At 54.3% G+C, this 24785-nt stretch carries 25 protein-coding genes and 2 tRNA genes; 17 read left to right on the forward strand and 10 right to left on the reverse strand.

The genetic code is table 11. The features are described 5' to 3' along the window. The 5 genes from JRG72_07025 to JRG72_07045 all read right to left on the reverse strand — a co-directional run bounded on the left by JRG72_07025 (position 1) and on the right by JRG72_07045 (position 4455). Complete coding sequence (locus tag JRG72_07025; protein ID MBW2134968.1) at positions 1-870, reverse strand: FAD/NAD(P)-binding protein; 870 nt, start codon at positions 868-870, stop codon at positions 1-3. Beyond that, on the reverse strand, positions 860-1315 hold the full coding sequence (locus tag JRG72_07030; protein MBW2134969.1) for a cyclic nucleotide-binding domain-containing protein: 456 nt from the start codon (positions 1313-1315) through the stop codon (positions 860-862). Before JRG72_07030 ends, JRG72_07025 begins: the two co-directional genes overlap by 11 nt. A 3-nt stretch (positions 1316-1318) precedes the next feature. Then, positions 1319-2467, reverse strand: coding sequence for a 4Fe-4S dicluster domain-containing protein (locus tag JRG72_07035; GenBank protein ID MBW2134970.1), 1149 nt, complete (start codon positions 2465-2467; stop codon positions 1319-1321). 174 nt (positions 2468-2641) lie between these two features. Next, positions 2642-2980 carry a hypothetical protein gene (locus JRG72_07040; GenBank protein MBW2134971.1) on the reverse strand — a complete coding sequence of 113 codons (339 nt, stop codon included), beginning with the start codon at positions 2978-2980 and terminating at the stop codon, positions 2642-2644. Positions 2981-3051: 71 nt separating this feature from the next. After that, positions 3052-4455: a TldD/PmbA family protein gene (locus JRG72_07045; GenBank protein MBW2134972.1), complete on the reverse strand. Its 1404-nt coding sequence runs from the start codon at positions 4453-4455 to the stop codon at positions 3052-3054. A gap of 140 nt (positions 4456-4595) precedes the next feature. Here JRG72_07045 and JRG72_07050 point away from each other — a divergent pair, with 140 nt between their 5' ends. Further along, a complete protein-coding gene (locus JRG72_07050; GenBank protein MBW2134973.1) occupies positions 4596-5018 on the forward strand; it encodes an HIT family protein in 423 nt (140 codons plus the stop codon). Here the strand turns inward: JRG72_07050 and JRG72_07055 are convergent. The 3 genes from JRG72_07055 to JRG72_07065 all read right to left on the reverse strand — a co-directional run bounded on the left by JRG72_07055 (position 5004) and on the right by JRG72_07065 (position 7982). After that, a complete protein-coding gene (locus tag JRG72_07055; protein ID MBW2134974.1) occupies positions 5004-5840 on the reverse strand; it encodes an aminotransferase class IV in 837 nt (278 codons plus the stop codon). The two genes, JRG72_07050 and JRG72_07055, sit on opposite strands and share 15 nt — an antisense overlap. 62 nt (positions 5841-5902) lie before the next feature. Continuing rightward, the gene (locus JRG72_07060) at positions 5903-7354 is read right to left on the reverse strand and encodes an anthranilate synthase component I family protein (protein MBW2134975.1); all 1452 of its coding nucleotides are present in this window, start codon (positions 7352-7354) and stop codon (positions 5903-5905) included. After that, on the reverse strand, positions 7335-7982 hold the full coding sequence (locus JRG72_07065) for an aminodeoxychorismate/anthranilate synthase component II (protein MBW2134976.1): 648 nt from the start codon (positions 7980-7982) through the stop codon (positions 7335-7337). The genes JRG72_07060 and JRG72_07065 overlap by 20 nt, the downstream gene beginning before the upstream one ends. A 197-nt stretch (positions 7983-8179) precedes the next feature. On the opposite strand from JRG72_07065, the gene JRG72_07070 reads away from it, so the two are divergent. The 15 genes from JRG72_07070 (at position 8180) to JRG72_07140 (ending at position 23020) form a co-directional block, all read left to right on the forward strand. Next, on the forward strand, positions 8180-9256 hold the full coding sequence (locus tag JRG72_07070) for an ATP-binding protein (protein MBW2134977.1): 1077 nt from the start codon (positions 8180-8182) through the stop codon (positions 9254-9256). A gap of 32 nt (positions 9257-9288) precedes the next feature. Further along, positions 9289-10098, forward strand: coding sequence for a VWA domain-containing protein (locus JRG72_07075; protein MBW2134978.1), 810 nt, complete (start codon positions 9289-9291; stop codon positions 10096-10098). Between the two features lie 524 nt (positions 10099-10622). After that, the gene (locus JRG72_07080) at positions 10623-13691 is read left to right on the forward strand and encodes a GAF domain-containing protein (GenBank protein MBW2134979.1); all 3069 of its coding nucleotides are present in this window, start codon (positions 10623-10625) and stop codon (positions 13689-13691) included. A gap of 204 nt (positions 13692-13895) precedes the next feature. Beyond that, positions 13896-14543: a LysE family transporter gene (locus tag JRG72_07085; protein ID MBW2134980.1), complete on the forward strand. Its 648-nt coding sequence runs from the start codon at positions 13896-13898 to the stop codon at positions 14541-14543. A gap of 27 nt (positions 14544-14570) precedes the next feature. Further along, positions 14571-15194, forward strand: a complete 624-nt coding sequence (locus JRG72_07090; GenBank protein MBW2134981.1) for an MBL fold metallo-hydrolase — start codon at positions 14571-14573, stop codon at positions 15192-15194. A gap of 85 nt (positions 15195-15279) precedes the next feature. Beyond that, positions 15280-16494 (forward strand): bifunctional phosphopantothenoylcysteine decarboxylase/phosphopantothenate--cysteine ligase CoaBC, encoded by a 1215-nt coding sequence (gene coaBC, locus JRG72_07095; GenBank protein ID MBW2134982.1) that lies wholly within the window; start codon positions 15280-15282, stop codon positions 16492-16494. Further along, on the forward strand, positions 16487-17218 hold the full coding sequence (locus JRG72_07100; GenBank protein ID MBW2134983.1) for a uracil-DNA glycosylase: 732 nt from the start codon (positions 16487-16489) through the stop codon (positions 17216-17218). The genes coaBC and JRG72_07100 overlap by 8 nt, the downstream gene beginning before the upstream one ends. Continuing rightward, entirely contained in the window at positions 17193-18503 is a 1311-nt protein-coding gene (locus tag JRG72_07105; protein MBW2134984.1) for a nodulation protein NfeD, read from the forward strand. The genes JRG72_07100 and JRG72_07105 overlap by 26 nt, the downstream gene beginning before the upstream one ends. 13 nt (positions 18504-18516) lie before the next feature. Continuing rightward, positions 18517-19284, forward strand: a complete 768-nt coding sequence (locus tag JRG72_07110) for a slipin family protein (GenBank protein ID MBW2134985.1) — start codon at positions 18517-18519, stop codon at positions 19282-19284. A gap of 29 nt (positions 19285-19313) precedes the next feature. Further along, entirely contained in the window at positions 19314-19652 is a 339-nt protein-coding gene (locus JRG72_07115; GenBank protein MBW2134986.1) for a transcription termination factor Rho, read from the forward strand. Between the two features lie 105 nt (positions 19653-19757). Then, positions 19758-20675, forward strand: coding sequence for a cyclic nucleotide-binding domain-containing protein (locus JRG72_07120; GenBank protein MBW2134987.1), 918 nt, complete (start codon positions 19758-19760; stop codon positions 20673-20675). Between the two features lie 3 nt (positions 20676-20678). Continuing rightward, the gene (locus tag JRG72_07125; protein MBW2134988.1) at positions 20679-21155 is read left to right on the forward strand and encodes a DoxX family membrane protein; all 477 of its coding nucleotides are present in this window, start codon (positions 20679-20681) and stop codon (positions 21153-21155) included. Then, positions 21152-21505, forward strand: a complete 354-nt coding sequence (locus tag JRG72_07130; protein ID MBW2134989.1) for a hypothetical protein — start codon at positions 21152-21154, stop codon at positions 21503-21505. The genes JRG72_07125 and JRG72_07130 overlap by 4 nt, the downstream gene beginning before the upstream one ends. 119 nt (positions 21506-21624) lie before the next feature. Further along, positions 21625-22791: a hypothetical protein gene (locus JRG72_07135; protein MBW2134990.1), complete on the forward strand. Its 1167-nt coding sequence runs from the start codon at positions 21625-21627 to the stop codon at positions 22789-22791. Positions 22792-22870: 79 nt separating this feature from the next. Next, complete coding sequence (locus tag JRG72_07140) at positions 22871-23020, forward strand: hypothetical protein (protein ID MBW2134991.1); 150 nt, start codon at positions 22871-22873, stop codon at positions 23018-23020. Positions 23021-23107: 87 nt separating this feature from the next. Here JRG72_07140 and JRG72_07145 read toward each other — a convergent pair whose 3' ends face one another. Continuing rightward, entirely contained in the window at positions 23108-23797 is a 690-nt protein-coding gene (locus JRG72_07145; protein MBW2134992.1) for a methyltransferase domain-containing protein, read from the reverse strand. Between the two features lie 451 nt (positions 23798-24248). Between JRG72_07145 and JRG72_07150 the strand changes: the two genes are divergently transcribed. Then, positions 24249-24334: transfer RNA gene (locus tag JRG72_07150), tRNA-Ser, on the forward strand. Between the two features lie 337 nt (positions 24335-24671). Here the strand turns inward: JRG72_07150 and JRG72_07155 are convergent. Then, positions 24672-24750, reverse strand: a tRNA-Arg gene (locus tag JRG72_07155). Positions 24751-24785 lie beyond the last annotated feature (35 nt).

Raw genomic sequence — 24785 nt, forward strand, 5'->3', positions numbered from 1 at the left:
TCAAATCTCTCGCAATTCAAACCATTTCTGGATCCGCTGATAAGAAAACACCGGACCGTCTTTACAGATAAAATATGGTCCGAGCTGGCAGTGGCCACATAAGCCGATCCCGCACTGCATGTTGCGTTCCATGGAAAGGTAGATGTTTTCCGGTTTGACACCGCGTTCCAGAAGTTCCTTTATGGTAAAGCGCATCATCACCCCCGGCCCGCAGATTAGGGCCACGGTATGCAAGGGGTCAAAGCGGGCCCGGGGGATCAGGGTAGTCACCACCCCGACATTATTCCGCCACTCCGGCCCGGCACTGTCCACGGTAACATGCACCCGGAAATCAAAGCGGCCCCGCCACTTTTCCAGTTCTTGGTAATAGAGCAAATCACCCGGGGTGCGGGCCCCGACGATCAATTCAAAATTCCCGTAAGTGTGGCGCTGGGCCAGAATATGGTAAATGGCCGGACGCAGCGGGGCCAACCCCAGCCCGCCGACGACAATTACCATATCATAGCCGGTGGCTTCGACTACCGGCCAATGAGTGCCAAAAGGCCCCCGCACCCCCAGGATGCCGCCCGGCTTTAATTGTTGGATAGATCTGGTCACCGTGCCCACGGCGCGGATAGTGTGGACTAGGGTTTGAGGATCAGCCGGGTTGCCGCTAATCGAAATGGGCACCTCTCCCACTCCAAAGGCATAGAGCATATTAAATTGACCCGGCAAAAAACAAAACGGCGCGGTTCCCGAGGTCGGTTGGAGGGCCAGAGTAAAGGTATCCCGGGTTTCTTTACGGACCCGCCGGATCTGAAAGAGTTGGGGCTGCATTGGATTCAGATGACCCGGGGCTTGGGACATTCGGGCTTCGAGCTTAGGTCCCATAGACATCCACCAATTGCAGTTTGAGGAAGCGGAGGCTTTGAGCCAGCACCAAAGCAAAGCGTTTCATGAATTCGTAACCTAAATCATGGTCGGTCTCACAATGGTGCAACACACAGTGGAAATCTAAGGCAATGGCCCGGGTCAAATCTATGGCGCGGGCATCAACATGCCAGCGGTGCGGCGCAACAATCCAGGACCAGCCCAAGAATTCGCCCTCCCCAACGGTGGCCAGGGTAATCGATCCCCGCCGGGCGGTATGGATCTCGATGGCTACCCGGCCGTAGCGGATCAGATAGAAATGGGTGGCGGCCTGACCTTCGGTAAAGATCATCTGGCCCGAACTGAAACTAACCAGAGATGCGCATTCGGCCAACATTCGCAGGTGTTTTGATTCCAGGCCGGTTAAGAAGGGATGTTCGGCCAGGATGGACTGCAGCGATTCCATGGGCTACTCCTTTTCCTCACTTTCCCGGATGGCCCGGACCTCTTCGGTGATATCGATGCCTACCGGACACCAGGTGATACAGCGGCCACAGCCGACACAGCCGGAACAGCCGAACTGGTCTATCCAGGTTGCCAGTTTGTGGGTCAGCCACTGGCGATAGCGAGATCTGGCCGAGGCTCTGATGTTGCCGCCATGAATGTAGGAATGGGCGGCGGTAAAACAGACATCCCAGCGCTGCCAGCGTTCAGCCTGCTGGCCGGTCAGATCCGTGACATCTTCGATCGTCTGGCAAAAGCAGGTAGGACAGACCAGGGTACAATTGCCGCAGGTCAGACAACGACGGGCCACCTCCTCCCAACGAGGATGCTCGTAGTTACGATAGAGCAGTTCCTTGATGCCGGTGGTATCCAGGTGACGGCCCATCTGCGCCGCCGCGGCCTGCACCAGACTCTCTGCCTGCCTCAGGATCTCTGAAGTCGCGGCTTCATGGGGCACCTCCGTTAAAACCTCGGCTCCACGGGCAGTGCCCACTTCGATGAGAAAGTAATGGTCCGCGCCGTTGAGGATTTCCGTCAGGGCCAGATCAAAGCCCGAAATGGCCTGAGGCCCGGTACCCATAGAAGCACAAAAACAATTGCCCCCGGCCTGGGTGCAATTTACCGCCAGGATAAACGCCGCCTGCCGCCGAGCCTGATAAACTGGGTTAATATATGGTCCCTGTAAGAAAATCCGATCCTGGACAGCTATGGCGTTAAGGTCACAGGCCCGAACCCCGATAAAGGCAAATTTAGGGATCTCTTCTTGATGGGGAAGAACCTCAAAACCGTCACTCTGTCGGCGAGCCTGCCATAGTCTTTGTCGGGGCGGCAACAAAAATGGTTTCCAACAATGTTGCCCGACCGTAAAGCCAAAAAAGGCTTGGTCACGCCTGGGTTTGAGGCGAAAGGTCCCGGCCTGTTGCTCGACCGTCCAGCCTATGGGCAAGTCCGTGACAGCCTTTAGTTCATCGTGCACCAGATTGCCGTTGCGGAGCGTCGGCCCGATCAGGGTAAAACCCCGGTTACCCAGGGCCTGCGCCAGGTCCTGCAGATGCGAGGCTGCTATTACTACTTTATCGCCGGGAGAAAAGCTGGCCGCTGGAATATTAATCATATTTTTTTGGTCCGACTGCCTTGTATGGTTGTGGCTGATTGACCCGCCAGGCAACCAATTACATGGCCATAAACAGAATCACTTAATGAGTGGGGACCAAACAGTTGTCCGAACTTAGCATACTTTCAACTTGGGGTAAACCTTTTTTTGGACGGCCCTAAAACGAGTTGCGGGTTAAGAATCGCCAGTCGATAATTTCTCGATGCTGATGATCTCGATAACTTTCCCCCACATATGAAAGCTAACCTGATCCGGATGCAATTTGGCTTTGATTTTTACCCGAAGGCCGTCCACGGCAAATTGGCGGTCTAAGTTCATCGGATCATAGTGTTCCCCGTTGTCGGCTACGATGCCAAAAAATCCGCCCTCAAAGGGCAGATAGCGCACTGTCCCAGTAATTACCAGGGCATCACCCGCCGCCGTCTCCACCTGGGAGTTAGTAGCCTTAAGATCGCTACTACAACCAGTTATTAAAAACAGCAAACCGAAAATGCCGATCCATATTGTTCTCATAAAAACTCCTGTGAAAACATTTATTTTAAGCAGAATTGATTAACCCGAACCTGGGTAACAAATGCTTGAGCTTAACCTAGGCGGGCCCGTAAACGTAAATAAGGGCCGCCATCCGAAACCTTGACCCATTCCTTGTGACCCTTGCCGCAGGTGCCCAGTCCGGTGATTTCCACTTTATTACCAACCATGGTGATAGATTGCAACAGGTCGGGCACGTAGCCGGTGACTATCACCGGGGAATAAACCCGGCCGGTCAATTGCCCCTGGCGAATCTCCTCGGCGTAAAGCCCCTCCAATTGGATACCCCAGCCTTTGGGGTCCTCCATGCCGTTAGAGGGATAATCCAGGAAATAGCCGAACTCGATATCGGCCAGCATATCCTCAAAGTTATGGCGGCCGGGACCGAAATAAGTGTTGGTCATCCGGGCATAAACCTTGCGGGCAAAAGATTCCCGCCGGCCATTCGCCGTGCGCGGCAGGCCCAGCCGGGAGGCCGAATTCAGGTCGGTGATCGGCCGGACGAGAATACCCTCACGGATAATCTGAGTGGCGCTGGCCAGCTGGCCTTCATGATCAAAAAAGAAACTACCGGCCTGGCCAGGGAGTACAGGGGAATCATAGAGATTGACCAGCGGGGAAGCCACTTTCTGGCCCAAAAATTCCTGACCCCGAGAGCGGTGCTGCAGGAATAGATCGGCTTCGGTGCCGTGGCCAAAGGCCTCGTGGGCAAAAATGCCAGCAAAATCCGGGGAAAAAATGCAATCGTAGGTCCCTGGGGCCAGCCGCGGGGCCATCAGAATGCGGCGGGCATCCTGCTGCAATCTGGTTATTTTTTCCGGAGCCAGGCGGGCATGCTCGTAACCACCCTGATAACAATGGCCGGTATGCAGCCGGGCCGTGCGATCATCCTGACGTAATACGATCTGAGCCACCATTTGGACCCGGGGCAACTCCTGATAGAGACTGCGGGCCCGATTGACAAATAATTCCCGGGTGGTCACCTGAAGATAAGCCGCAGTGGCGTTCACTACCGAGGGGTCGCCGGATATCAGCTGATCCCGTAATTTGGTCAGATCAGCCATTTTGTCCTTCAACGGAATTTCGGCTGGATCAAGGATGGGGAAGACGGCAAAGTCTTTGGTCAACGGAGTACCGGGATCAATGGTTAATCCGGTCTCCACCAGGCCTTCCTGGAGGGCCACATTGACCAGGGTCTGGGCCCCCTGGGAGAGCCGGGGGCAAAAATCAGGATCGGCCAGGCCGCTCAAGGCATATTCCAGAAAGCTGCGCCCGGTGAAAACGGTCAGCACCACTCCCTGCTGGCGGTCCAAAGCCTCAGCTCGGGCTTCCCGGCTGTCCATCCACAGGCACTCGCCCTCGGTGTGCTGGGCCAGGGCCGCGGCATAGGACACGGTTTTTTCCATTTCGGCCACCAGGCTAGCCAATAAGGGCTGCAGGTCTTTTATTCGGCTCATAATAATCCACCCCTAGTCGGAAATATTGTTGCGAAACCCCATAATGGCATGATTAATATGGCAGTAGCAGCCAGAGGTTAACAGGCTCCTCCTTATCCTCTAGCAGATAATACCATTGCCGGACTGAACAGGGGAGAAAAATGTTTAATTCAGACTGTATCTTTTGTCGGATTGCCGCGGGTCGCTTATCCTCGGTGCCGATTCTGCGCACCGAGCGGGTCTATGCCTTCTTAGACATTGCCCCAGTGCATTATGGCCATACCCTGGTGATTCCCCAGGATCACTATGAGAACCTGCTGGATCTGCCCGATGACCTGTGGCTGGAAATGGGCCAGGTCTGTCGGCAGGTGGCCAGGGCCTTGCAAATAGCCTTTCAGGCCGAAGGGTTCAATCTAGGGATGAATAATTTTCCTGCGGCCGGGCAGGTGGTTTTTCATGCCCACCTGCATGTGATTCCGCGCTTTTATGATGATGATTTGCACCTGTTTCCGCAGGGGGAATACCGGCCAGGGGAAATGCCGAAAGTAGGTCAGAAGCTGCGTCAGACCCTAGCCAGCCTCTGACCACAGGCACTGATTGAGAAATACTGTCTGTTGCGAGCGAGTCAGGTCCCGGCCATCCAGCGAGGCTACGGGCAACAACCCCATCAGAGAATTGGCCAGCCACACTCCTTGGGCCTGGTCCAGGCGTTCTACTGTAGTGGGAACTGCGGTTACTGGGATCTGCCGCCGGGTCAGAGCCCGCTTTACCATGGCCACCGTGACACTGGGCAGGCCACTGGCGGTCTGAGGGATAAAATAACTTCCGGTTTCCGCAAAGAGCAGGCCGGTCGCCGCCCCCTCAGAGATGGTGCCATCCGGCTCCAGGATCAAGGCTTCCCGCCCCCCTCGATCCAGGGCATATTGCCGGGCCGCCAGGCAGAACAGATAATTCAGGCTCTTGTGGCGGCCCAAGAAGCTGGCCCGGCTCTCCGGAAAGGTCACTACCGGCCAGCCCTGCCGATATTCCGCCGCCTCTGGTGGCTCGTAAGGTCGCGCAAAGATGACGGTGGTCGGATGGTCACTGGCGGGTAATCCCAGCCCGACGGCTTGCCCTCGAGTAACCAGAATTTTTACCATCGCCAATCTAGCGTTTAAGTTATTTTGAGCCAACAACTGCTGAATCTGGTCAGTCCATGGGATCTCCGGCGGCAATTTGATCTGAAATTGCCGACAGGAGGCCTCCAGGCGGGCCAGGTGCTCGGTGAGGAATAACACTCGCCCGGCTTCGGCACGCATGGTTTCAAAAAAACCATCGCCATAAAGGAAGCCCCGGTCATTTACCGAGACCTGGGCTTCGTGAGCCGGCAGTAGCCGATCATTGACAAAGATGAATTCCCGTTCCATTGAAGGCGTCTACCTTTTACCTCATTACTCAACCTGTCTATATCAGGAGTTCTATGCGCGGGTCAGGCCTCGGCCTGGCCCAATCTGGTCTCCCTCGGGGTAGTCTGCTGGACGCCGCCCTGGCCGATAATACTAAACAGGGTCTGACCTTTGTGGATGGTCTCCAGGTATTCGTCTTCTTCCCGGGAATCGTAAACAATGCCGCCGCCCACGGAAAAATAGAATCTTCCCCGATAGCAGATGCCGGTCCGGATGGCGACGTTAAGATCCAGGTTGCGGTGCAGTCCCAGATAGCCGATAGCGCCGGTATAAACGTGGCGCACCGTGGGTTCCAGTTCATCGATGATTTCCATGGCTCGAATCTTGGGACAGCCCGTGATCGAACCGCCTGGAAAGGTGGCCCGCAGGATATCCACCTGAGTGGTCTCAGGACGGAGACGGCCCTCGACAATGGAAATCAGATGATAGACGTTCTGATAGGCTTCCAGGCGCTTGTGCTCCTGGACCATGACGGTGCGGGCCTGACAGACTTTGCCCAGATCATTGCGCAGCAGATCGACGATCATCGACAGTTCGGCGTCATCCTTGGGGCTGTTGAGCAGTTCCTGCCGCAGCGCCGCATCCTCGGCCGCGGTGCCGCCGCGGGGCCGGGTGCCCTTGATGGGCCGGGTTTCCAGATAATCCTCCTGCCGGAACAGAAAGCGCTCCATGGAGGTGGATAATACTTGAAAATCCCCCATATTCAGATAGGCATAAAACGGAGCTGGATTAAGCTGGTAGAGCCGTAAAAACAGAGTATAAAGATCACCGGCCAAAGGAAAGGAAAATCGCTGGGACAGGTTGACCTGATAGACATCCCCCTGGCGGATATAATGGCGCACCCGGCCCACGGCCCTTAGATACTCCTCATGGCTGAAGTTGCTCTGCAAGGCCCCCACCCGGTAATTTCCCAAGTGCGCCTGCCCGGGAAAAACCTCCGACTCCGCCGCGGATTGCCGCTGCCTTTCCACTGACCCCTTAAGCGCGGCTTCGTACTTCAGCCTGATCCGCCAGCAGCGGTGCTGATAGCGGTCATGGACGATCAGATGACGCGGAAAGGCCAGGACCATTTCCGGCAGTTGCAGATCGTCGTGGCTGGTGGTGGGCAGGCGCTCCAGGTGGTTTTTCAGATCATAGGCCAAAAACCCCAAGCCACCGGCGGCAAACGGAAACACCGGCAAGGGGTCGGGAAGTTCCAGGGCTTCCAGCACCTCCTCCAGCACATTGAAGGGGTCGGCGACCAGGTTCTGGTAGCGGTTACCTTGCTGAATCTTAAGCTGTTTACCCCTGGCCCGCAGGACCAGAAACGGGTCCCAGCCCATCACCGAATAGCGGGCGCAGTCCAGGTCCCCGCCGCTCAACAGCAACATGGCATAGGGTTGGGTCCGCCGGGTTGCAAACCATTCGGCCAGTCCGGTAACCCCGTTCGGCGGCGGAATCGAGGCAATTTTGAGATCAGTTATTTTGCCCCACATTAACACCGTCCTTTAAAAGGCGAGTTGAATCCTGGCGCCACCCTGTCGTGCTTCCGAACACCGGGGCCAGTCTTAGAAAATTGACGGTCAGCTCCTTGCCGTATTCGGTAAGGAAAGACTCGGGATGAAACTGGACGCCATGCAAAGGATAGCGGCGATGACTAAGTCCCATGACTACGCCATCGTTAGCCCAGGCCGTGACCTCCAGGTCCGCGGATCGGGGGTCTACGGCCAAGGAATGGTAGCGGGCAGCCCAAAAAGGCGAAGGTATACCGCCAAATATGCCGCGGCCTTGATGAAACACCTGGTAGCGCTTACCGTGCACCGGTACTGGTGCCAGGTCGGTCTGGCCGCCAAACACTTCGTTTAAGGCCTGCATTCCCAGGCAGACCCCCAAGATAGGCAATTGGGGGGCAAAATGGGCGATCACCGCCTTGCTGATTCCCGCGTCCTTAGGGGCCTTGGGTCCTGGGGAGATGCATAGCCAATCCGGATTGAGGCTCTCAATCCCCCCCAGGGTAATCTGGTCATGGCGAAAGACCAGCACCTCCAGATCGAATTCATAGAACAATTGCACCAGGTTATAGGTAAAGGAATCATAATTGTCGATGATTAGCAGCCGCATCATGCTCCCCAAAAGAAAAAGCCACCCAGTTGAGTCTGGGTGGCTCTCGCCTGACATAACTCGATAATTATATAGCACCATCAGCCCAAAAAGTCAACCTTTTTTGTCGTTTTTTAAAATGGCCGAGGAATGGGACTTTAAAAAGCAAGGATATTCAAAACCCTTGACTACCGCTCCCGGAAAGGTAACAATAAATCATTATGCGCTCCCGTTTCCCGCTCTTCCCGTTTAGTGCTATTGTCGGGCAGGAAGATCTTAAACTGGCGCTGCTGATCAACGCCGTCAATCCCGCCATTGGAGGAGTGCTGATCCGGGGTGAAAAAGGCACCGGCAAATCCACCGCGGTACGGGCTTTGGCGGCCCTGTTGCCGGAAATGGAAGCAGTGGCCGGCTGTATTTATGGTTGCCATCCTCAAGGGGTGGATGGCCTCTGCGAGGACTGTCAACGCCGCCGGGCCCAAGGCAATGGCCTGCCGGTGATCTGCAAGCCGGTGCCGGTGGTTACCCTGCCTTTAGGGGCTACCGAGGACCGGGTGCTGGGCACGCTGGATCTGGAAGCCGCCATCCATACCGGCCGCAAGCGGTTTGAACCCGGCCTGTTGGCTCGGGCCCATCGGGGCATCCTCTATATCGATGAGGTCAATCTGCTGGAAGATCATCTGGTCGATGTGCTGCTGGATGTCGCGGCTTGTGGCGTCAATATAGTGGAACGGGAATCGGTTTCCGTAGCTCACCCGGCCCGCTTTATCCTGGTGGGCACCATGAATCCCGAGGAGGGAGAATTACGGCCCCAGTTGTTGGACCGCTTCGGTATCTGCGTCGAAGTCAAGGGGCTGATCAATCCCGCTGCCCGGGCTGCCATTGTTAACAATCGGCTGGCCTTTGAGCGCGCCCCCGAAGACTATATCGCTGCCCACCAACAATCCGAGGCTGAGTTGAAGCATCGGCTCGAACGAGCCAAGGCCCTTCTTCCTGCGGTCCAGGTTAGCGAGGCTGCCCTCTCTCTGGCTGTGCATCTAGCCCTGACCATGGGGGCCGAGGGGCATCGGGCGGATCTGGTTACCATCCAGGCGGCCAGCGCGCTGGCCGCCCTGGACGGCCGGACCGCCATCGGAGTCGCCGACATCAAACGGGCTGCGGTCTTCGCCCTGCGGCACCGGTTGGTAGGCAATCCTCTGGAGGACGAGGAAATCGACACGGCCAGGCTGGCCGAGCAGATTGAGGCGGCCTCCAGCAGCGAGTCCATACCGCCCCCGGTGGAAAAAAAAAGCCGGTAAAGCGAGATTTACCGGTCCCGGAAGGCGCCTATGTGGTCGCCTGTCCCCCCGCCTTTGAGCTAAAACCATTATCCTTCCTGTTTCCCCGTCAGTATCACGGCAAACGCGGGCGGCGGTTGGCTACTGCCACCCAGAGTTATTATGGCCGATATCTGCGGTCCCGCTTTCCTTATGGTGAGGTGCCGGACCTGGCACTCGATGCCACCCTCCGGGCCGCGGTGGCGAACGGCCAAGGGTTGACGAACGGCAAGATCGACATCGGCACCGATGATCTGCGTTATAAAGTCCGCCACGGCAAAACCCAGACCCTCATGTTACTGGTCGTTGATGCCAGCGGCTCGATGGGCGCGGCCCAACGCATGGCCGCGGCCAAGCAGGCGGCTCTATCATTTTTGATCCAGGCTTACCAGCGCCGCGATCGGGTCGGCATGATTACCTTTAATGGGGTTCGAGCCCGGGTTTTATTGCCGCCGACCAACAGTATCACCCTGGCCCAAAAAAGACTGCGTGCTTTACCGACCGGGGGGAAAACCCCGCTAGCCCATGCTCTGCAGCTGGCCTTGCGCCTAGCCCGAATGGAACTGCAGCGCCAGAAGAGCCTGATCCCCATCATTGTGGTGATTTCAGACGGCAATCCTAATGTCCCGTTATTCAGTTCGGATGCTCGCAGCGATGCCCTGAAAGTGGCAACTGCCATTGGTAGAAACGGCCTGCCAGCACTGTTTGTCGATACCGACCGCAATTTTATGGAACCCGGCCTGGGGCTGGCTTTATCCCGGGCAATGCGTGGCCGCTACGAACGATTTGAGAATCTGGCGTTCAGCAAGGTTCAGACCGTTTAGCTGGTTGAACATGGCCTCCGGGGCGGCCCCGTCTCCCTCTCGCCCTCTCCCCCGCCAGCGGGGGAGAGGGGATAAAGGATAAAATTACTCATTTGAAAGCTAATCGGTATTGGATCAGAGTTGCCCCGCGGGCTTGCCTTTACCACGTCCCTGACCCCTTGTTTCCCCGCGATAAGTACGCTATTATAAAGTATAAACTTATGCAGGAATATTCTGCGTCGGCTTGTGGGGCAATAATAACCGAGTTATCCCCCTCATCTAGTCAATTAGGGAAGGTTAGCAGAAAGAATGCCCGCCGCCATGACAAAAAAGGATAAGCTTTTGGTCTTGCTTGGAATCCTGGGTTTTTTCTTTCTGAATTACCCTCTGCTGCAGATTTTTAACCGTGAGCAAATGCTGTTAGGGGTACCAACTCTGATCTGGTACCTCTTTGGGATTTGGATTCTGGCCATTGTCGGGCTTTGCGCTTTTAGTTGCCATTTGTCTGCCAAAGAGGGAAAAGCCCAGACGACTTTAGAAGAGTGATGCTCAGTCCCGGATTGGTAGCGGTCATTGCCTTTGGATACCTTTTGCTGCTCTTTGCCATCGCCTATTACGGCGACCGGCGGCGGGCCCAGGGCCGGAGTGTGATCGCCAATCCTTATATCTATACCCTTTCCCTGGCGGTCTATTGCACGGCCTGGACTTTTTTTGGTAGCGTCGGCAAAGCCGCAACCCAGGGGGCGACCTTTCTCACCATCTATCTCGGCCCCACCATAATGGCCTTTTTCTGGTGGTTTGTGTTGCGCAAGATGCTCCGGGTCTGCAAAGACAACAACCTGACCACCATGTCCGATTTCCTCACTCTACGCTATGGCAAGGGGACCTTCCTGGGAGCCCTGGTTACCCTGGGGGTCCTGCTGGCCGTGGTTCCTTATATCGGCCTGCAACTCAAGTCTGTCTCAGATACCTTTAATATCTTGACTTACCATGAGGTCATCTCACCGCTCACCACCCCGGTGTACCACGATACGGCCTTATATGTGTCCCTGGTCCTGGCGGTATTTGGGATTTTATTCGGAGCTCGCCACCTGGACCCCACCGAACGCCACGAAGGCATGGTGGCGGCGGTGGCGTTTGAATCCTTAATCAAACTCCTGGCCTTCCTGGCGATCGGGGTCGTGGTTACTTACGGCATTTTTCCGGGCTGGGGAGAGATTTTTGGGAGTATCAGCCAGCAGCCGCAATTTCGTCAGCTTCTTCAAATCAACACCGGCGCTCATGACAGCTATCTATTGATCATGGTCCAAACCTTTCTGGCCATGGGGGCCATACTTTTCCTGCCCCGCCAGTTTCACATGGCAGTTGTGGAGAACACTGATGAAAAGCACATCCTGACCGCCATATGGCTTTTACCCTTATACCTGTTGTTGATCAATCTGTTTGTCATGCCCATTGCCTTCGGAGGCTTGTTGCTCGGTTTTCCCCCTTCTCAGGCCGACACCTTTGTCCTTAGAATCCCGCTCCAAAGTGGCCATCCTTATCTGGCCCTGTTAACCTTTATCGGCGGGCTGTCGGCCTCGACGGCCATGGTGGCGGTGACCTCCATCACGGTTAGTACCATGCTCCTCAACAGCCTGGTGCTGCCGCTGGCCATCCGGCTCAAGTTGCAGGACCGCCTGCCCCCCTATCTTTTGGCCACCAAACGATCTGGCATTCTGTTGGTGATCCTTTTAGGATATATCACTTATCGCCTGATTGGCCCCTCCGCCATGCTGGTGGATATGGGACTGATTGCCTTTTGCGGGGTTGCACAATTAGCGCCCGCCATCCTGGGGGCTTTGTATTGGCGAGAAGCCACCAGATACGGGGCAATTGCCGGGTTGGGGTCAGGTTTCTTGCTCTGGGCTTATACTTTGGTCCTGCCCTACCTGGTTGAAGCGGGGATGTTTTCGACGGACATCCTAAAATTTGGCCCTTTGGGCCTGGCTTTTCTCAAGCCCACCGCCTTTTTGGGTCTGACCGGTCTCGACATTCTGTCTCACGCCTTCTTCTGGTCCTTATTTTTTAACATTGGGACTTTTTTGAGCGTTTCCTTGCTGACCGCCAGCAGTCCCCTGGAACAAGAACAGGCCTGGCGATTTGTGGATGTCTTTGAACTGGAAGAAGGAATGCCGCTGGAACGGCGATATACCTACCTGCCCAATCTGGATCAATTTACCCGCTTCATGGAGAAATTCATCGGCAACCAAAAGGCCGCCGAAGCTCGGCGCGCCTTCTTGACGCAAGTAGAAATACCTGAAAAAGATTGGGGAGATCGGGAAAAACTCCAGCTCCAGGCCTATGTCGAGCGGACTATTGCTGGTTCGATCGGACCGGCGGCCGCTCGGGTAATCATGGAGGGCTACTTATCTTCCTTAGGCTCCCGCATGGAAGGGGTCTTTGATCTCTTCGGACAGGTCTCGAGTTCCCTGGAAGAAAGTCAACAGAAACTCAAAAGGCGGGTCGCCGAACTCTCGGTGCTATATGAGGCGGCCCGAACCTTGACGTCAACTTTATACCTGCCCGAACTTATCGAGGGCGTGCTGGACCTGTTGGTCGAACGCTTAGGGGTAGAAAAGTGCTCAGTCCGACTGTTAGACGATGAGGGGATGTTAGTCATCAAAAGTTATCGGGGCCTGACCCGTTTGGCCCCGGTCTTGTCAGTAAAGCCGGAAATCAACACCCTGCTGGGACAATGTCTTTTGACCCCCCAGGTCATTTCGGTTTCGGATACCTCTCTGATGGGGAGAGATCGCCTGGAAGGATTGTTGGAAGAGGAAACCATGGCCTCTTTTGTGTTGGCCCCGATTACCACGGAAACCTTGGCCTTGGGAGTCTTGACCGCAGCCAGCAGTCAGAAAGGCTATTTCGCCCGGGAGCACGTGGAGTTTTTCCAGTCTCTGGCCGGACAGTTGGGCGGGGCGGTCCGCAGTGCCCAACAGGTGGCCCACCAGATTCGCAATCCGGTGCATGCCATCGGTGGTTTTGCCCATCTGCTTCTGAAAAAGCTACCCGAAGGCTCTGATACTCGAAATTATGCGGAGATCATCATTAAGGAGGCCAAACGCCTGGAAAAGATGGTCAGGGAAGTTGTGGAAACCTCAGTAATTTTTATTCCCAGAGAGGAAGAACAGGACATCAATCAGGTCGTCCGGGGAGCCTTGGGAATTATCCGGTCTAAAATTGAAGAAAAGCACATTGACCTCAAGGTGGAGCTGACTGAAAACCTTCCGCCCCTGACTATGGATGTGGGTAACATGAAGCGGGTAATCCTACAATTGGTGGCCAACGCACTGGATGCCATGTCTTTCGGAGGCCGTCTGAAACTGAGTACCGCGCCCCGAGATGACATGGTGGAGGTCAAAGTGGCGGATAATGGCAAGGGCATCCCGGCCCATATGTTACCCCATATTTTTGATACCTTCTTTTCTACCAAGCCTTCCGGACCCGGTCTAGGGTTGCCCATTGTTCATAAAATCATTACCCAACATCGGGGAGAGATCTCCATTGAGAGCAAGGAAAACGTCGGGACCACGGTAACTATTCGGTTGCCTACCGCCAAACCCCATTAATGACCATTTAAGCTTATCGATCTTTAGGAAGCTGGCGGTCAAATTATCAGACTCTGAAAAATGTCGGTTCTCAAAAGACCATAAAGACTAAAGCTTCCCAAGCGCTTTTGATTTTCCTTTGGTTTGAAAACCCGGTATGTTAATATAAGCTGGATTTTTATGAAGAACCAGGGCTTGTCGAACCGGTTGCATTAGCTATCAGCTATGGAAATTCTGTTTGTCCTTTTGGGCATTTTTAGCTCTTCATTTCTGATTGCCCTTTCCGGGGCCTTGATACCCGGACCGCTGCTGACCATTACCATCACTGAGGCTAGTCGTCGAGGCTTTTGGGCCGGGCCGCTAATCATCCTGGGACACGGATTACTAGAGTTCACGCTGCTTATCCTGTTACTGCTGGGAGTCGGAGCTCTGGTCAACCAGCCCTATATTATGGGTGGGGTGGCCCTGATGGGGGCCGGCCTGTTATGGTGGATGGGTCTGGGCCTGCTTAAAGAGGCCCGACAGGCGCAACCGTCCCTGAATCAGAACCACAGCTGCAGCATACACCCGATCTGGGCTGGAATACTGATGAGCCTGGCCAACCCTTACTGGCTTATCTGGTGGCTCACCCTGGGACTGGGATATGTGATGTTTGCCTATAAATATGGTTTCTGGGGTATTGCCTTTTTCTTTTTCGGCCATATTCTGGCCGACCTGGGCTGGTACTCATTGGTGTCCCTGGCAGTGGCCCAGGGGAAACAGTTCCTGTCCGATCGCCTTTATCATGGCTTTATGGTGTTTTGTGCCCTGTTTCTGCTCGGTTTCGGTTGCTACTTCGGAATTCAGGGGGTCAGAATGTGTTGGTTTTCCTAAAAACCCTTATCAACTAACGGAATAAAAATGATTCAAGAAGTCTTATTGGTAGGCCTGTTAGAAGTCAATTGTTATATCTTGGGGGACGAAGACACTGCCGAAGCAGTAGTGATTGATCCCGGCGGCGATGCTCCGGAGATTCTTGACACCCTCCAGCGCAAGAACCTGCAATTAAAGATGATCATCAACACCCATGGGCATTTCGATCATGTCGACGCCAACCAGCCGCTGAAGGAGGCTACCGGCGCGCCGATTGCCATTCACCCGGCCGACGCGACCATGCTCAGCCAACCCTCGGCGGAAGCCCTGTTCTTTACCGGTGGCCGGGTGCGCCCTTCTGAGGCTGATATCTTGCTGAATGAGGGAGACCTGGTGACATTTGGCAAATATCAGCTCAAAGTTCTGCATACCCCCGGACATACACCAGGGGGCATCTCTCTGGTAATGCAAAATGATCCGATCGTCTATGTTGGTGATACCTTGTTTGCCGGGTCCATCGGGCGGACTGATTTTCCCGGCGGTTCTTTCGAAGAGTTGATCAGATCGGTGCGCGAAAAGATATTCCCCTTGGGGGACCATTATCTGGTCATGCCCGGTCATGGTCCGGCCACTACCGTGGGCCAGGAACGCAAGTACAATCCTTTTTTTTAATTTCCCGGAAGTTTAGTGGTCAGGAAATGGGAAGGTTCGGATTGCGGCCAAGGTTTCTTAAAAATTAGCCTCCTTTATGGCAAAGATCTTGAGAGAAAAAAAAATCCTGGTAGGCGTGTCCGGCGGCATCGCGGCTTATAAGGCCGCCGAACTGGTGCGCTTGCTGGTTACCTCAGGGGCTGGGGTCCAAGTAGTGATGACCCGGAGTGCGCAAGAATTTATCAGCCCCTTAACGTTTGAAGCACTGTCAGGGTCGCCGGTCCGCACCGCCCTGTTTGGTCCCGGCACGGTTCCACTGGAACATGTCAGCCTGGGGCAGGAAGTGGACGCCATTGTCCTGGCCCCGGCGACGGCCAACCTAATCGGCAAACTGGCGGCGGGCATCGGCGATGATCTGCTGACCACTCTGCTCTTAGCCGCCATCCGGCCGGTGTTAATCTGCCCGGCGATGAATGTTAAAATGTATGAAAACCGAATGGTTCAGGATAATTTAGATCGTCTCCGCCGGGCCGGATTTCACATAATGCCGCCAGCGGCGGGAGTATTGGCCTGTGGGGCGGAGGGCTGGGGGCGGTTGCCGGAACCGGCTAACATCGTCGAGGAGGTGGCAGCGCTCTTGACTCCTAAAGATCTGGAGGGCTGCCAGATTTTAGTTACGGCTGGGCCAACTCACGAAGACCTGGACCCGGTGCGGTTTTTGACCAACCGTTCCACCGGCAAAATGGGCTATGCCCTGACCCGGGTGGCCCGACGCCGGGGGGCGAACGTCTGGCTGGTGAGCGGTCCTTCAACACAACCCTGCCCGCCAGGGGTGACGCGCTTTATGGTCCGCACCGCCCTGGAGATGCAAGAAGTGGTGATGGAGCATTTCCCCCAGACGGATGTAGTGTTGATGGCCGCCGCGGTCAGTGATTATCGACCGGCCAGCTTTGTCGGCACCAAGATTAAGCGCGGCGGCGAGGAAATGATCCTCAGACTCAACCATAATCCCGACATTTTGCTGGAGTTGGGCAAGCAGAAGACCGGCCAGATTCTGGTAGGCTTTGCAGCTGAAACCGATGATCTTGAGAGCCACGCCCTGCAAAAACTGAAACGCAAGAATCTGGATCTGATCGTTGCCAACGATATCAACCGAGCTGATTCCGGCTTTGCGGTCGATACCAATGAAGTCACCCTGATCCACCGCGACGGCCAGGTGGAGCCCTTGCCGTTGCTTTCCAAGGAAGAGGTGGCGGACCGGGTCCTGGATTGGGTGGCGACCGTGTGGCCGGGCAGCCGGTCTGGGACTGGTCATGTCTGAGCCGTTGCGGAAAGAATTGTCTCGCCTGGTAGCCCAGTTGCGGGGTTGGCTGGCCTTTCAACAGCGACTGGGGCTGGCGGCTTTACCCGGTGCCAGGCTGACCGACCAGGACCAACCGGAAGCTGACCGCGCCAGGATTTCTCCTTCAGAACCGAAGTCAGTTCTGAGCTTAGAAGAAATCCGGGCCGAGTTGGAAGACTGCCAGCGCTGTAAGTTGAGCCGCACTCGTAAACAAGTGGTATTTGGGGCCGGGAACCCCCATGCCCGGCTGGTGTTTATCGGCGAAGCTCCAGGAGAGGAAGAAGATCTGCAAGGAGTGCCTTTTGTGGGCGCGGCCGGCCAATTACTCGATCGTCTGTTTGACAGATTGGGGCTGCGACGCCAGGAAGTCTATATCACGAACATCGTTAAATGCCGTCCTCCTGGCAATCGCAATCCGGAAGCGGATGAAATCAACACCTGTTTGCCCTTTCTGAAAAAACAACTTCAGGCCATTCAGCCACAGATCATTTGTACTCTGGGCCGCATCGCCACGCAGGTGTTATTGGGGACCCCGGTGCCCTTGAACCGACTGAGGGGCCAATGGCAGAAGTGGCAGGATATTGAACTAATGCCCACTTTTCATCCCTCCTATCTGCTGCGGTTTCCGGCGGAACGCAAAAAGACCTGGGAAGACATGCAAAAAGTGATGGCGGTTTATGGCTCGGGACACCATGGGGCGTAGGGTCGTATTTTTCCTTATTGTGCTGCTGGGCCTCTCGAACTGGGCACCGGCTCAGGCAATCCCCAGGCCAACCATATATGTGTTGTCGGCCACCGGGTCGATCAATCCCGGGCTGGCCGAATTTATCCTGGATGGCATCCGCACTGCTGAACAGGCCCGGGCAGATGCCCTGGTCATCCAGCTGGATACTCCCGGGGGTCTGGATACCTCAATGCGACAGATCGTGCAGGGGATTATCAATGCCAAGATCCCGGTCTTGGTCTATGTCTCACCCAAGGGGGCGCGGGCCGCCTCGGCCGGACTGATGATCACTATGGCCGCCCACGTTGCCGCCATGGCACCTGGCACCAATATCGGCGCCGCCACTCCGGTAGCCCTGGGAATCAAGCAGACCGACAAGGTTATGGCTCGCAAGGCGGTTAACGATATGGTGGCCTATGTCCAGTCTTTAGCCAAGGAGCGGGGGCGGAACCAACAATGGGTGGAAAAGGCGGTGCGCCACAGCGCCTCTATTCCGGCTGATAAAGCCCTGCGTCTCAAGGTCATTGATCTGATGGCCGAAGATCTGGATGAGTTATTGGCCCAAGTAAATAATCGACCCATAAGGATCGGGAAAGGCATTATAAAGTTACAGACCGCTAACGCCCACCTGGTTCCGATTAAAGAGGGTCTGCGGATCACTATCCTGAAGCGCATCGCCGACCCTAACATTGCTTTTATTTTAATGATGATTGGCCTGGCCGGGCTCTATTTTGAACTGGCCCATCCCGGAGTAATTTTCCCCGGGGTGGTGGGCGCGCTGGCCCTGCTCCTGGCCTTTTTTGCCTTTCAGACTTTACCGATCAACATGACCGGGGTATTATTAATTCTGTTGGCCTTCATTTTTTTTCTATTGGAGATCTATGTAACCAGCTATGGGTTGCTTGCCGTGGCTGGAGTTGCATCGTTGTTGCTGGGTTCGATAATGCTGCTTCGGAAGGGTGAGGCTGGCATGGGAATTTCCTGGGAAATCCTCTTACCAACGGTCATTATTATCTCTTTATTCTTTGTTGGTGTGACTATTCTGGTCCTTCGGGCCCAGATGAGCAAACCCTCGACCGGCGCAGCCGGCCTGGTCGGAGAGAGAGGGGTGGCGCGGACGGCGCTCGCTCCGGAAGGGAGAGTATTTATCCATGGAGAATATTGGACGGCAATGAGCGAGGAACCCATCGCCGCCGGGGAACCTGTCGAGGTGGTAAAGGTGATAAATCTGAAACTCCTGGTCCGCCGGGTAACATCATCATAAAAGGAGAATTGCTATGATAGGCATCTGGCCCTTAACTATTTTGATCTTGGTGGTAATTTTTTTGCTTAGTGCAGTCAAAGTCTTAAAAGAATATGAACGAGCGGTAATCTTCCGTCTGGGCAAAGCCTTGCCCGGGGATAAAGGTCCGGGACTGATTATCCTGATCCCGTTTATTGATCAGATGAGGAAGGTTAACTTGCAGATGGTGACCTATGATGTTCCGACTCAGGATGTCATTACCAAGGACAATGTCAGCGTCAAGGTTAACGCCGTAGTCTATTTCCGAATAATGGATTCCCGGAAGGCGGTAATCGAGGTCCAGGATTATTTTCAGGCCACTGCCTTGCTGGCCCAGACTACCTTGCGAAGCGTCTGCGGCCAGGTGGAGTTGGACGACCTGCTTTCGGAACGGGAGAAAATCAATTCCCAGATTGCCAGCATTTTAGACCAACATACTGATCCCTGGGGCATCAAGGTGACCCTGGTGGAAGTCAAAGCTATCGACCTACCCCCTGAAATGCAACGGGCCATGGCCAGCCAAGCGGAGGCCGAGCGGGAACGCCGCGCCAAGGTCATTGCGGCCGAAGGTGAATTCCAGGCGGCCAAACGGCTCCACGAAGCCGCCGATATTATGGCCCAAGAACCCATCGCCCTGCAATTGCGTTATCTGCAGACCCTGGCGGGGATTGCCACGGAGCAGAACTCCACTATTTTATTCCCCATTCCCATTGATCTGGTCAGCCCCTTCCTACCTAAAACGGCAAAATCAGGGTCGGAGTAATTATTTAATGGAAAATGAGGAGTATTTTTATGGCCAAAAAAGAAAAAAAAGGCAAAAAGGAAAAACCCCTGGAGCGGATGACCGCCAAAGAACTGCGTGAATATGCCCTTTCCTTAGGCGGTGAAATTATCGGCGTGCACGGCATGAACAAAGAGGAACTGCTGGCTGCCATCAAGCAGGTCAAGGGCATCCAGGACGAAGGCAAAAAGACCGCCCGGACGATCAATGTCCGGGAGATCAAAGAGAAAGTTAAATCTTTGCGCCAAGCCAAACTGGACGCGATTGCCGCCGGAGAGCCTCGCAGTAAGATCACCATCCTGCGCAAGCGCGTCAATCGCTTGAAAAAACTGACCCGTAAGGTCGCGTGAACGAAAAAATTCGAAAGGGTGAAAACTTGGTCGGATCAGCCTGCAGATTTATGCGACTAGCTGGTGAACCAGACGGTTATCAACCGCCTACAGGATGACACCAATATGGCAAACGAGGAAAAAGAGATAAGAGATCGGGGTGAGGCCCAATCCAGTCACTCGGCGGACCTGTCGTCTCCTCTGCATCTGAAGATCTCCCAAATCGGGAAAGAAAAGACCGTACCAGCCCATACCCTGATCGTCAAACAGGGTGAGATCCCGGAACATTTTTACGTCATTCGCCAGGGACAGGTTCAGGTCTTCCGGGAGACCCGAGACCACATCCGCACCGAACTTGCCGTCCTGGGGCCGGGAGCCTATTTCGGGGAACTGGCCCTGGTTACCAATCAGCCTCGCACCGCCTCGGTGGAGACACTGGAAGAGACCCGGCTTATCGAGATCACCCGCGCCGAGTTTGACCAACTGCTGGATGACAACCCGCAATTAGCCCGTGTGATCATCAGGCAGTTGACGCAATGGCTGGTGGAAGGTGACAAACGCCTGGAAACTCAGGTGGTGCGGCAGGTCCGGGTGCGGGAAATCTCCTGGTTCGATTATATGTTGCTGTTAGGATTGAGTGTGATTCTGGCAATCATCTTTAACTTTTCCAATCCTAATGGTATCCCCCTGGTGCCCCATTTCTGGGCTCAGGAACCAGTACCCCGGGTCGACCTGGCCCAAGCCTATAATGACTACAGTCATCAGCAAGCCCTGTTTATCGATGCCCGGCCCACCAACTTTTACGATCAGAAGCATATTAAGGGGGCCGTTAATCTGCCCTTGCCATTATTTGATTTTATTTATACCATGCGTCTCAGCCAGGTTGATAAAGACAAACCCTTGATTGTCTATGGCCGTAACATCAGCCGGCATTACGACGACGATGTGGCCCGCAAACTCATATTGCGCGGGCACACCAATGTCAAAGTGTTGGACGCCGGAGTAACGGCTTGGGAAAAAACCAATTATCCGACGGAGCCCTGAATTATGATTAACCTGTTGGCTGCCATATGGCGCAGTCCTTATACCGCCATTGTTTTCCGTCTGGTCCTGGGGACTTCGTTTATCGTCGCCCCTATGTATAAAATCGTCTATCCCGGTGAGTTTGCCGAGAATGTGGCTGGCTTTCAGTTGGTTCCCTATCTGGGGGTCAACTTTATGGCGGTGATTATGCCCTGGATTGAGCTGGTTACCGGCTTGTTCCTGATCCTGGGTATTCGCACCCGGGCCGCAGCCTCAATCATCGGTGCCTTATTGATCGTCTTTACAGTGGCCATTGTCATCAACCTGGTTCAGGGCACCCCAATTAACTGCGGCTGCTTCGAGGCCGTGGGCGAACCTCTCGACTGGTGGCTGGTCATCCGGGATGTGGGGATGTTGATCATGGCTATACAGATTATCCTCTATGATCGTCTCTTTATCTTTGACCGGGGCGGCTTTATCTTACGGGAGAAAAAGATATGAGGGTATACCGAATTCTGTGGCTGGCCTTGGCCGTCCTCTTCATTTGTGGGGCCTTGGGGTGTAAATCACGAACCCCCTATACGGGTAAATACGTAGCTGAGGTCAAAAAGCCTTCTCCCAAGCAGATATTTCTGGAACTTAAAGCCGACGGTGAAGGCTCCTGGACCATAGAAAGCCAGGAGGTATCCTTCCGTTGGGAAGTCAAAAATGGCGACATCTGGCTCCATACCAAAGGCGGAGGGGTGATTATCGGCACTCCGGTAGGTGAGAAGTTATTTCTGGACCTCTCGGGTGATATTAGGCCGGGTGGTAAGCGGCTGGAATTTAAGCGCCTGCCCGAGGGAGGATAAGAGTCGGGAAAACCCCTTGGAGCCGTGGTTAGCTATCTGGGAGAAAATAGCACGATAACTCATTAATAAAAGCAGGCATAGCCATTTCCGACGTGGCAAATCTACCCATGGGGATCAATTTGGTAAAAAAAGCAAACCTGCGACGTTTAGGGGGATTGACTCTGCTTTGGCTTCTGGGACTTGGAGTTTTACAGGCCCTGCCTGCCGACCCGCGAGTTCTCCGCTTAGGACTGAGCCGCGTGCAGGATACTACCTTATTGACCGTAATCTTAACCCAGTCCGTGGAGGCTCGGGTATCGGCTGTGACTGCGGTCAGCACTCCCCAATTAATAATCATCTTCCCGAACGCGGTGGCGGCTCATCTGCCCTTAGATCTGCCGGGAGATCAGGCTTTGGTCCGGCAGGTCCGCACTTTGTTTACTCCTGGCCGGAAAGGGGTACGGATTATCCTTGATCTAATTCCTGGCCGTCCGTACGTTTTCTGGCGTCAACTCCGTCCGGGGCCTGGCGGCATGGTCCAATTCGTTATCGGTCTGAATCCAGAGACCCGCGAGGAAAGCCACCCGTCGCCTGGGCTAATCTTAACCAGGCGGCCTCGGCCTCCTAGCTCGGCTCCGCTGGCGGCCCGGAAGTCTTCACCGGTCGGTGATTATGGTTACAAGATAGCTCCAAGGCGACTGGAAAGTGAGGATTTCCGAGAACTGGGGCGATTGGCGCCGGGGGCGGCTGGAGTGTTGCACGTTTTGGAGAAGCAAGGCTGGAAGGTGACCCATCAGAGTGAATCGGACCGGCCTGGTCAGCGACTTATCCAGAAATTTGTTTTAACTAATCCCCGGTACCCCATCCTAACCGTCCGGTTTACCCATATCGCGGGCAGTTCCGCCGCTTCCCCGGACATCAATTTTATTACTTTGGCCACCGACAATCTTACCGGTTCCGAGGCCCAGCGTTACCGGGAAATGTGCCAATGGTCCACCAATCAGATCAAGAAGCATTTTGAAGACATCGGCGACTATTACAGTGATGGCTTGAAACCCTTGCGGATCATCCTGCGTCGACAGAGTCAGGCCGAGGCCCTGCGGAATTTTGAGGTCTTTCGTCAGTTTCTGACCGCAGCCGTTCCCCAGCACCCCCAACTGACCGATGATTTGTTGGCCCACCTGAAAGAAAAGGTCAACCAACGCCTGGAAGGGGTCCAGTACACTCTTTCCGAAAATCCTTTGGTTATCTTAAATATGGAAGATTTCCTCTTTACGCGCGTTTATTTTTTGGGCCAAGTTAGTTAAAGAGGTGAGCGTCATGACCGAAACTATCAAAATTTACGGCAAGCACACTTGACCTTTTACCCAGCGAGCCCGGGAGGCTCTGGGCAAGGAAGGCAAATCCATCGTTTATCTGGATGTAATCCAGGATTCCCAGGCTTTGACAGAAATGTTGACCCTGACCGGGGGTAAACGCCGGGTCCCGGTAGTGGTCCAGGGGGATCAGGTCACTATCGGTTTCGGAGGGTCTTGAAAGGTATGACCGGCTCGCCAGTTAGGCGGCCTCTCGATAATTTCAAAGCATGTTGATCCGACCGCGGCTTCGTAGGAAGAGGTTGAGCTATTCGGGGCGGCGCAATTCAAAAAAGAGAATGGTTTTCGGCTCCTGGTCGAGACGCAGGGTCTTTTTCCGATAGCGCACCACAAAGCGATTCTGGGTCAGTTCTAAGAAGTGATACTGGCCCTTGAAATGGGCGGTCTGAGTGATATAAACGCGTCCTCCGGGAGCCAGGTAGCGGTGGCACAGCTCGATCAGGGAATCAAAAAATTTAGGATTACAAAGGAGTTCCGAGCCAATGAGCCAGTCATAAGCCTGACCCAGCTCAGGATGATGCCAATCCAGGAACTGAATGGTTGCGTTGGTAAGTTTATTATAGTAGGCACTTAGTGTGGCAAAGGCCAGGGCATCAGGATGGTTGTCAGTAAGAGTGACCAAATGCCCTCGAGCTGCAGCGAATAGACCGACAAAACCCAAGCCGGCCCCCAACTCCAGAATCCGGTGGCCCGGAACTGGCTCCTGGGCCACCATAAAATCTGCCAACACCAAGGCCGACTCCCAAACCTTGGCCCAGTAAGGGAAATTTTCCAGTGACCAGGCTCCAGCCTCAATCTGGCTTATCAGATGGGTCTCCAGGTCCTTGATGTATAGAATCTTCAGGGTTAGGTCCCGCACCCGGGCCTGGTCCCAATCCAGTTCATAGCGTTGCCGGAGACTTTCCTCCAGATCCTGGGCTTGTCTTTCGGTTAACATCTTACTCCCAAGATTATATTCGATAACCTGTTGTTAGTTTATGATGTCTGAACCCACTACCAGCCAAACATGGTGTCGGTTTAAATCATAGCGATAATCAAAAAATTTAGGCGATGGCTTGAGAAAGAAAGCTCCCGATTCTCGGCTGGAGCGTTCAGATTAATTTACAATATTGGCGCTCTGGGCCATGAACATCTGACGAGACGGCTATCCTGCGGGCCGTAAATCAAGGCACCTCCAGATGTTCATCAAATATCCTGATTTCATTTGATCTGAATTTTATTAGATCATAAAAATCACCGCAGTATAAGTATTTTTCCCAAAATTATTTAAAATTTCTCTTTGGCCATTATCACCCAAATCTTTAGGAGCCTCAGATCTGAGTCAGAGGTATGTCCCAAGGGTAACACACGTTGACAGTGGTCCAGGGGATTGGTTAAAATTCAATTACGGAGGGATGGCCGAGTGGTTTAAGGCGGCGGTCTTGAAAACCGCTGACCGAAAGGTCCGTGGGTTCGAATCCTACTCCCTCCGCCAGTTAACTGTTGTAAATTATTGACATTTAAAATACAATAACGGCAAAATCTGAGGTCCCGGACAGGCCCGGGAAAGTCAACCCATTAGCGAGGCGGCTGAGGGTTCCTAAAAGCCTCATCTTCAGTGCAGCTGTTAATTTTTTTTCAATCCATCAGCAATCTCTTCTGTTGCGTCCCGGATCAAATCAACCTTTGCCAAAAAAGAAGCCACGGGGGGGAGCGGCTGCGCCGTGCACCGCGGGGTGAGCCCACTTTGGAAGAGGTGGGATAATGGTGGGATAAATTTTCTAAAAAGAAATTAAAAATGGTTGACAACTTAGCTAACCCTTTGTATTTACTGGTGCCCCCGGCCCGACTCGAACGGGCGACCCAGGGATTAGGAATCCCTTGCTCTATCCATTACTGAGCTACGGGGGCTTGGATTATCATTAATTTACCACCTCTTCTTACCG

It is taken from the genome of Deltaproteobacteria bacterium (assembly GCA_019309545.1).
In the GTDB taxonomy this organism is placed as follows: domain Bacteria; phylum Desulfobacterota; class Desulfobaccia; order Desulfobaccales; family Desulfobaccaceae; genus Desulfobacca_B.

Excerpts from the sequence above, each read along its gene's own strand:
- JRG72_07025 (MBW2134968.1), bottom strand. The coding sequence starts at position 870 with ATGGGACCTAAGCTCGAAGCCCGAATGTCCCAAGCCCCGGGTCATCTG.
- JRG72_07030 (MBW2134969.1), bottom strand. The coding sequence starts at position 1,315 with ATGGAATCGCTGCAGTCCATCCTGGCCGAACATCCCTTCTTAACCGGC.
- JRG72_07035 (MBW2134970.1), bottom strand. The coding sequence starts at position 2,467 with ATGATTAATATTCCAGCGGCCAGCTTTTCTCCCGGCGATAAAGTAGTA.
- JRG72_07040 (MBW2134971.1), bottom strand. The coding sequence starts at position 2,980 with ATGAGAACAATATGGATCGGCATTTTCGGTTTGCTGTTTTTAATAACT.
- JRG72_07045 (MBW2134972.1), bottom strand. The coding sequence starts at position 4,455 with ATGAGCCGAATAAAAGACCTGCAGCCCTTATTGGCTAGCCTGGTGGCC.
- JRG72_07050 (MBW2134973.1), top strand. The coding sequence starts at position 4,596 with ATGTTTAATTCAGACTGTATCTTTTGTCGGATTGCCGCGGGTCGCTTA.
- JRG72_07055 (MBW2134974.1), bottom strand. The coding sequence starts at position 5,840 with ATGGAACGGGAATTCATCTTTGTCAATGATCGGCTACTGCCGGCTCAC.
- JRG72_07060 (MBW2134975.1), bottom strand. The coding sequence starts at position 7,354 with ATGTGGGGCAAAATAACTGATCTCAAAATTGCCTCGATTCCGCCGCCG.
- JRG72_07065 (MBW2134976.1), bottom strand. The coding sequence starts at position 7,982 with ATGATGCGGCTGCTAATCATCGACAATTATGATTCCTTTACCTATAAC.
- JRG72_07070 (MBW2134977.1), top strand. The coding sequence starts at position 8,180 with ATGCGCTCCCGTTTCCCGCTCTTCCCGTTTAGTGCTATTGTCGGGCAG.
- JRG72_07080 (MBW2134979.1), top strand. The coding sequence starts at position 10,623 with ATGCTCAGTCCCGGATTGGTAGCGGTCATTGCCTTTGGATACCTTTTG.
- JRG72_07085 (MBW2134980.1), top strand. The coding sequence starts at position 13,896 with ATGGAAATTCTGTTTGTCCTTTTGGGCATTTTTAGCTCTTCATTTCTG.
- JRG72_07090 (MBW2134981.1), top strand. The coding sequence starts at position 14,571 with ATGATTCAAGAAGTCTTATTGGTAGGCCTGTTAGAAGTCAATTGTTAT.
- JRG72_07100 (MBW2134983.1), top strand. The coding sequence starts at position 16,487 with ATGTCTGAGCCGTTGCGGAAAGAATTGTCTCGCCTGGTAGCCCAGTTG.
- JRG72_07105 (MBW2134984.1), top strand. The coding sequence starts at position 17,193 with ATGGCTCGGGACACCATGGGGCGTAGGGTCGTATTTTTCCTTATTGTG.
- JRG72_07110 (MBW2134985.1), top strand. The coding sequence starts at position 18,517 with ATGATAGGCATCTGGCCCTTAACTATTTTGATCTTGGTGGTAATTTTT.
- JRG72_07115 (MBW2134986.1), top strand. The coding sequence starts at position 19,314 with ATGGCCAAAAAAGAAAAAAAAGGCAAAAAGGAAAAACCCCTGGAGCGG.
- JRG72_07120 (MBW2134987.1), top strand. The coding sequence starts at position 19,758 with ATGGCAAACGAGGAAAAAGAGATAAGAGATCGGGGTGAGGCCCAATCC.
- JRG72_07125 (MBW2134988.1), top strand. The coding sequence starts at position 20,679 with ATGATTAACCTGTTGGCTGCCATATGGCGCAGTCCTTATACCGCCATT.
- JRG72_07130 (MBW2134989.1), top strand. The coding sequence starts at position 21,152 with ATGAGGGTATACCGAATTCTGTGGCTGGCCTTGGCCGTCCTCTTCATT.
- JRG72_07145 (MBW2134992.1), bottom strand. The coding sequence starts at position 23,797 with ATGTTAACCGAAAGACAAGCCCAGGATCTGGAGGAAAGTCTCCGGCAA.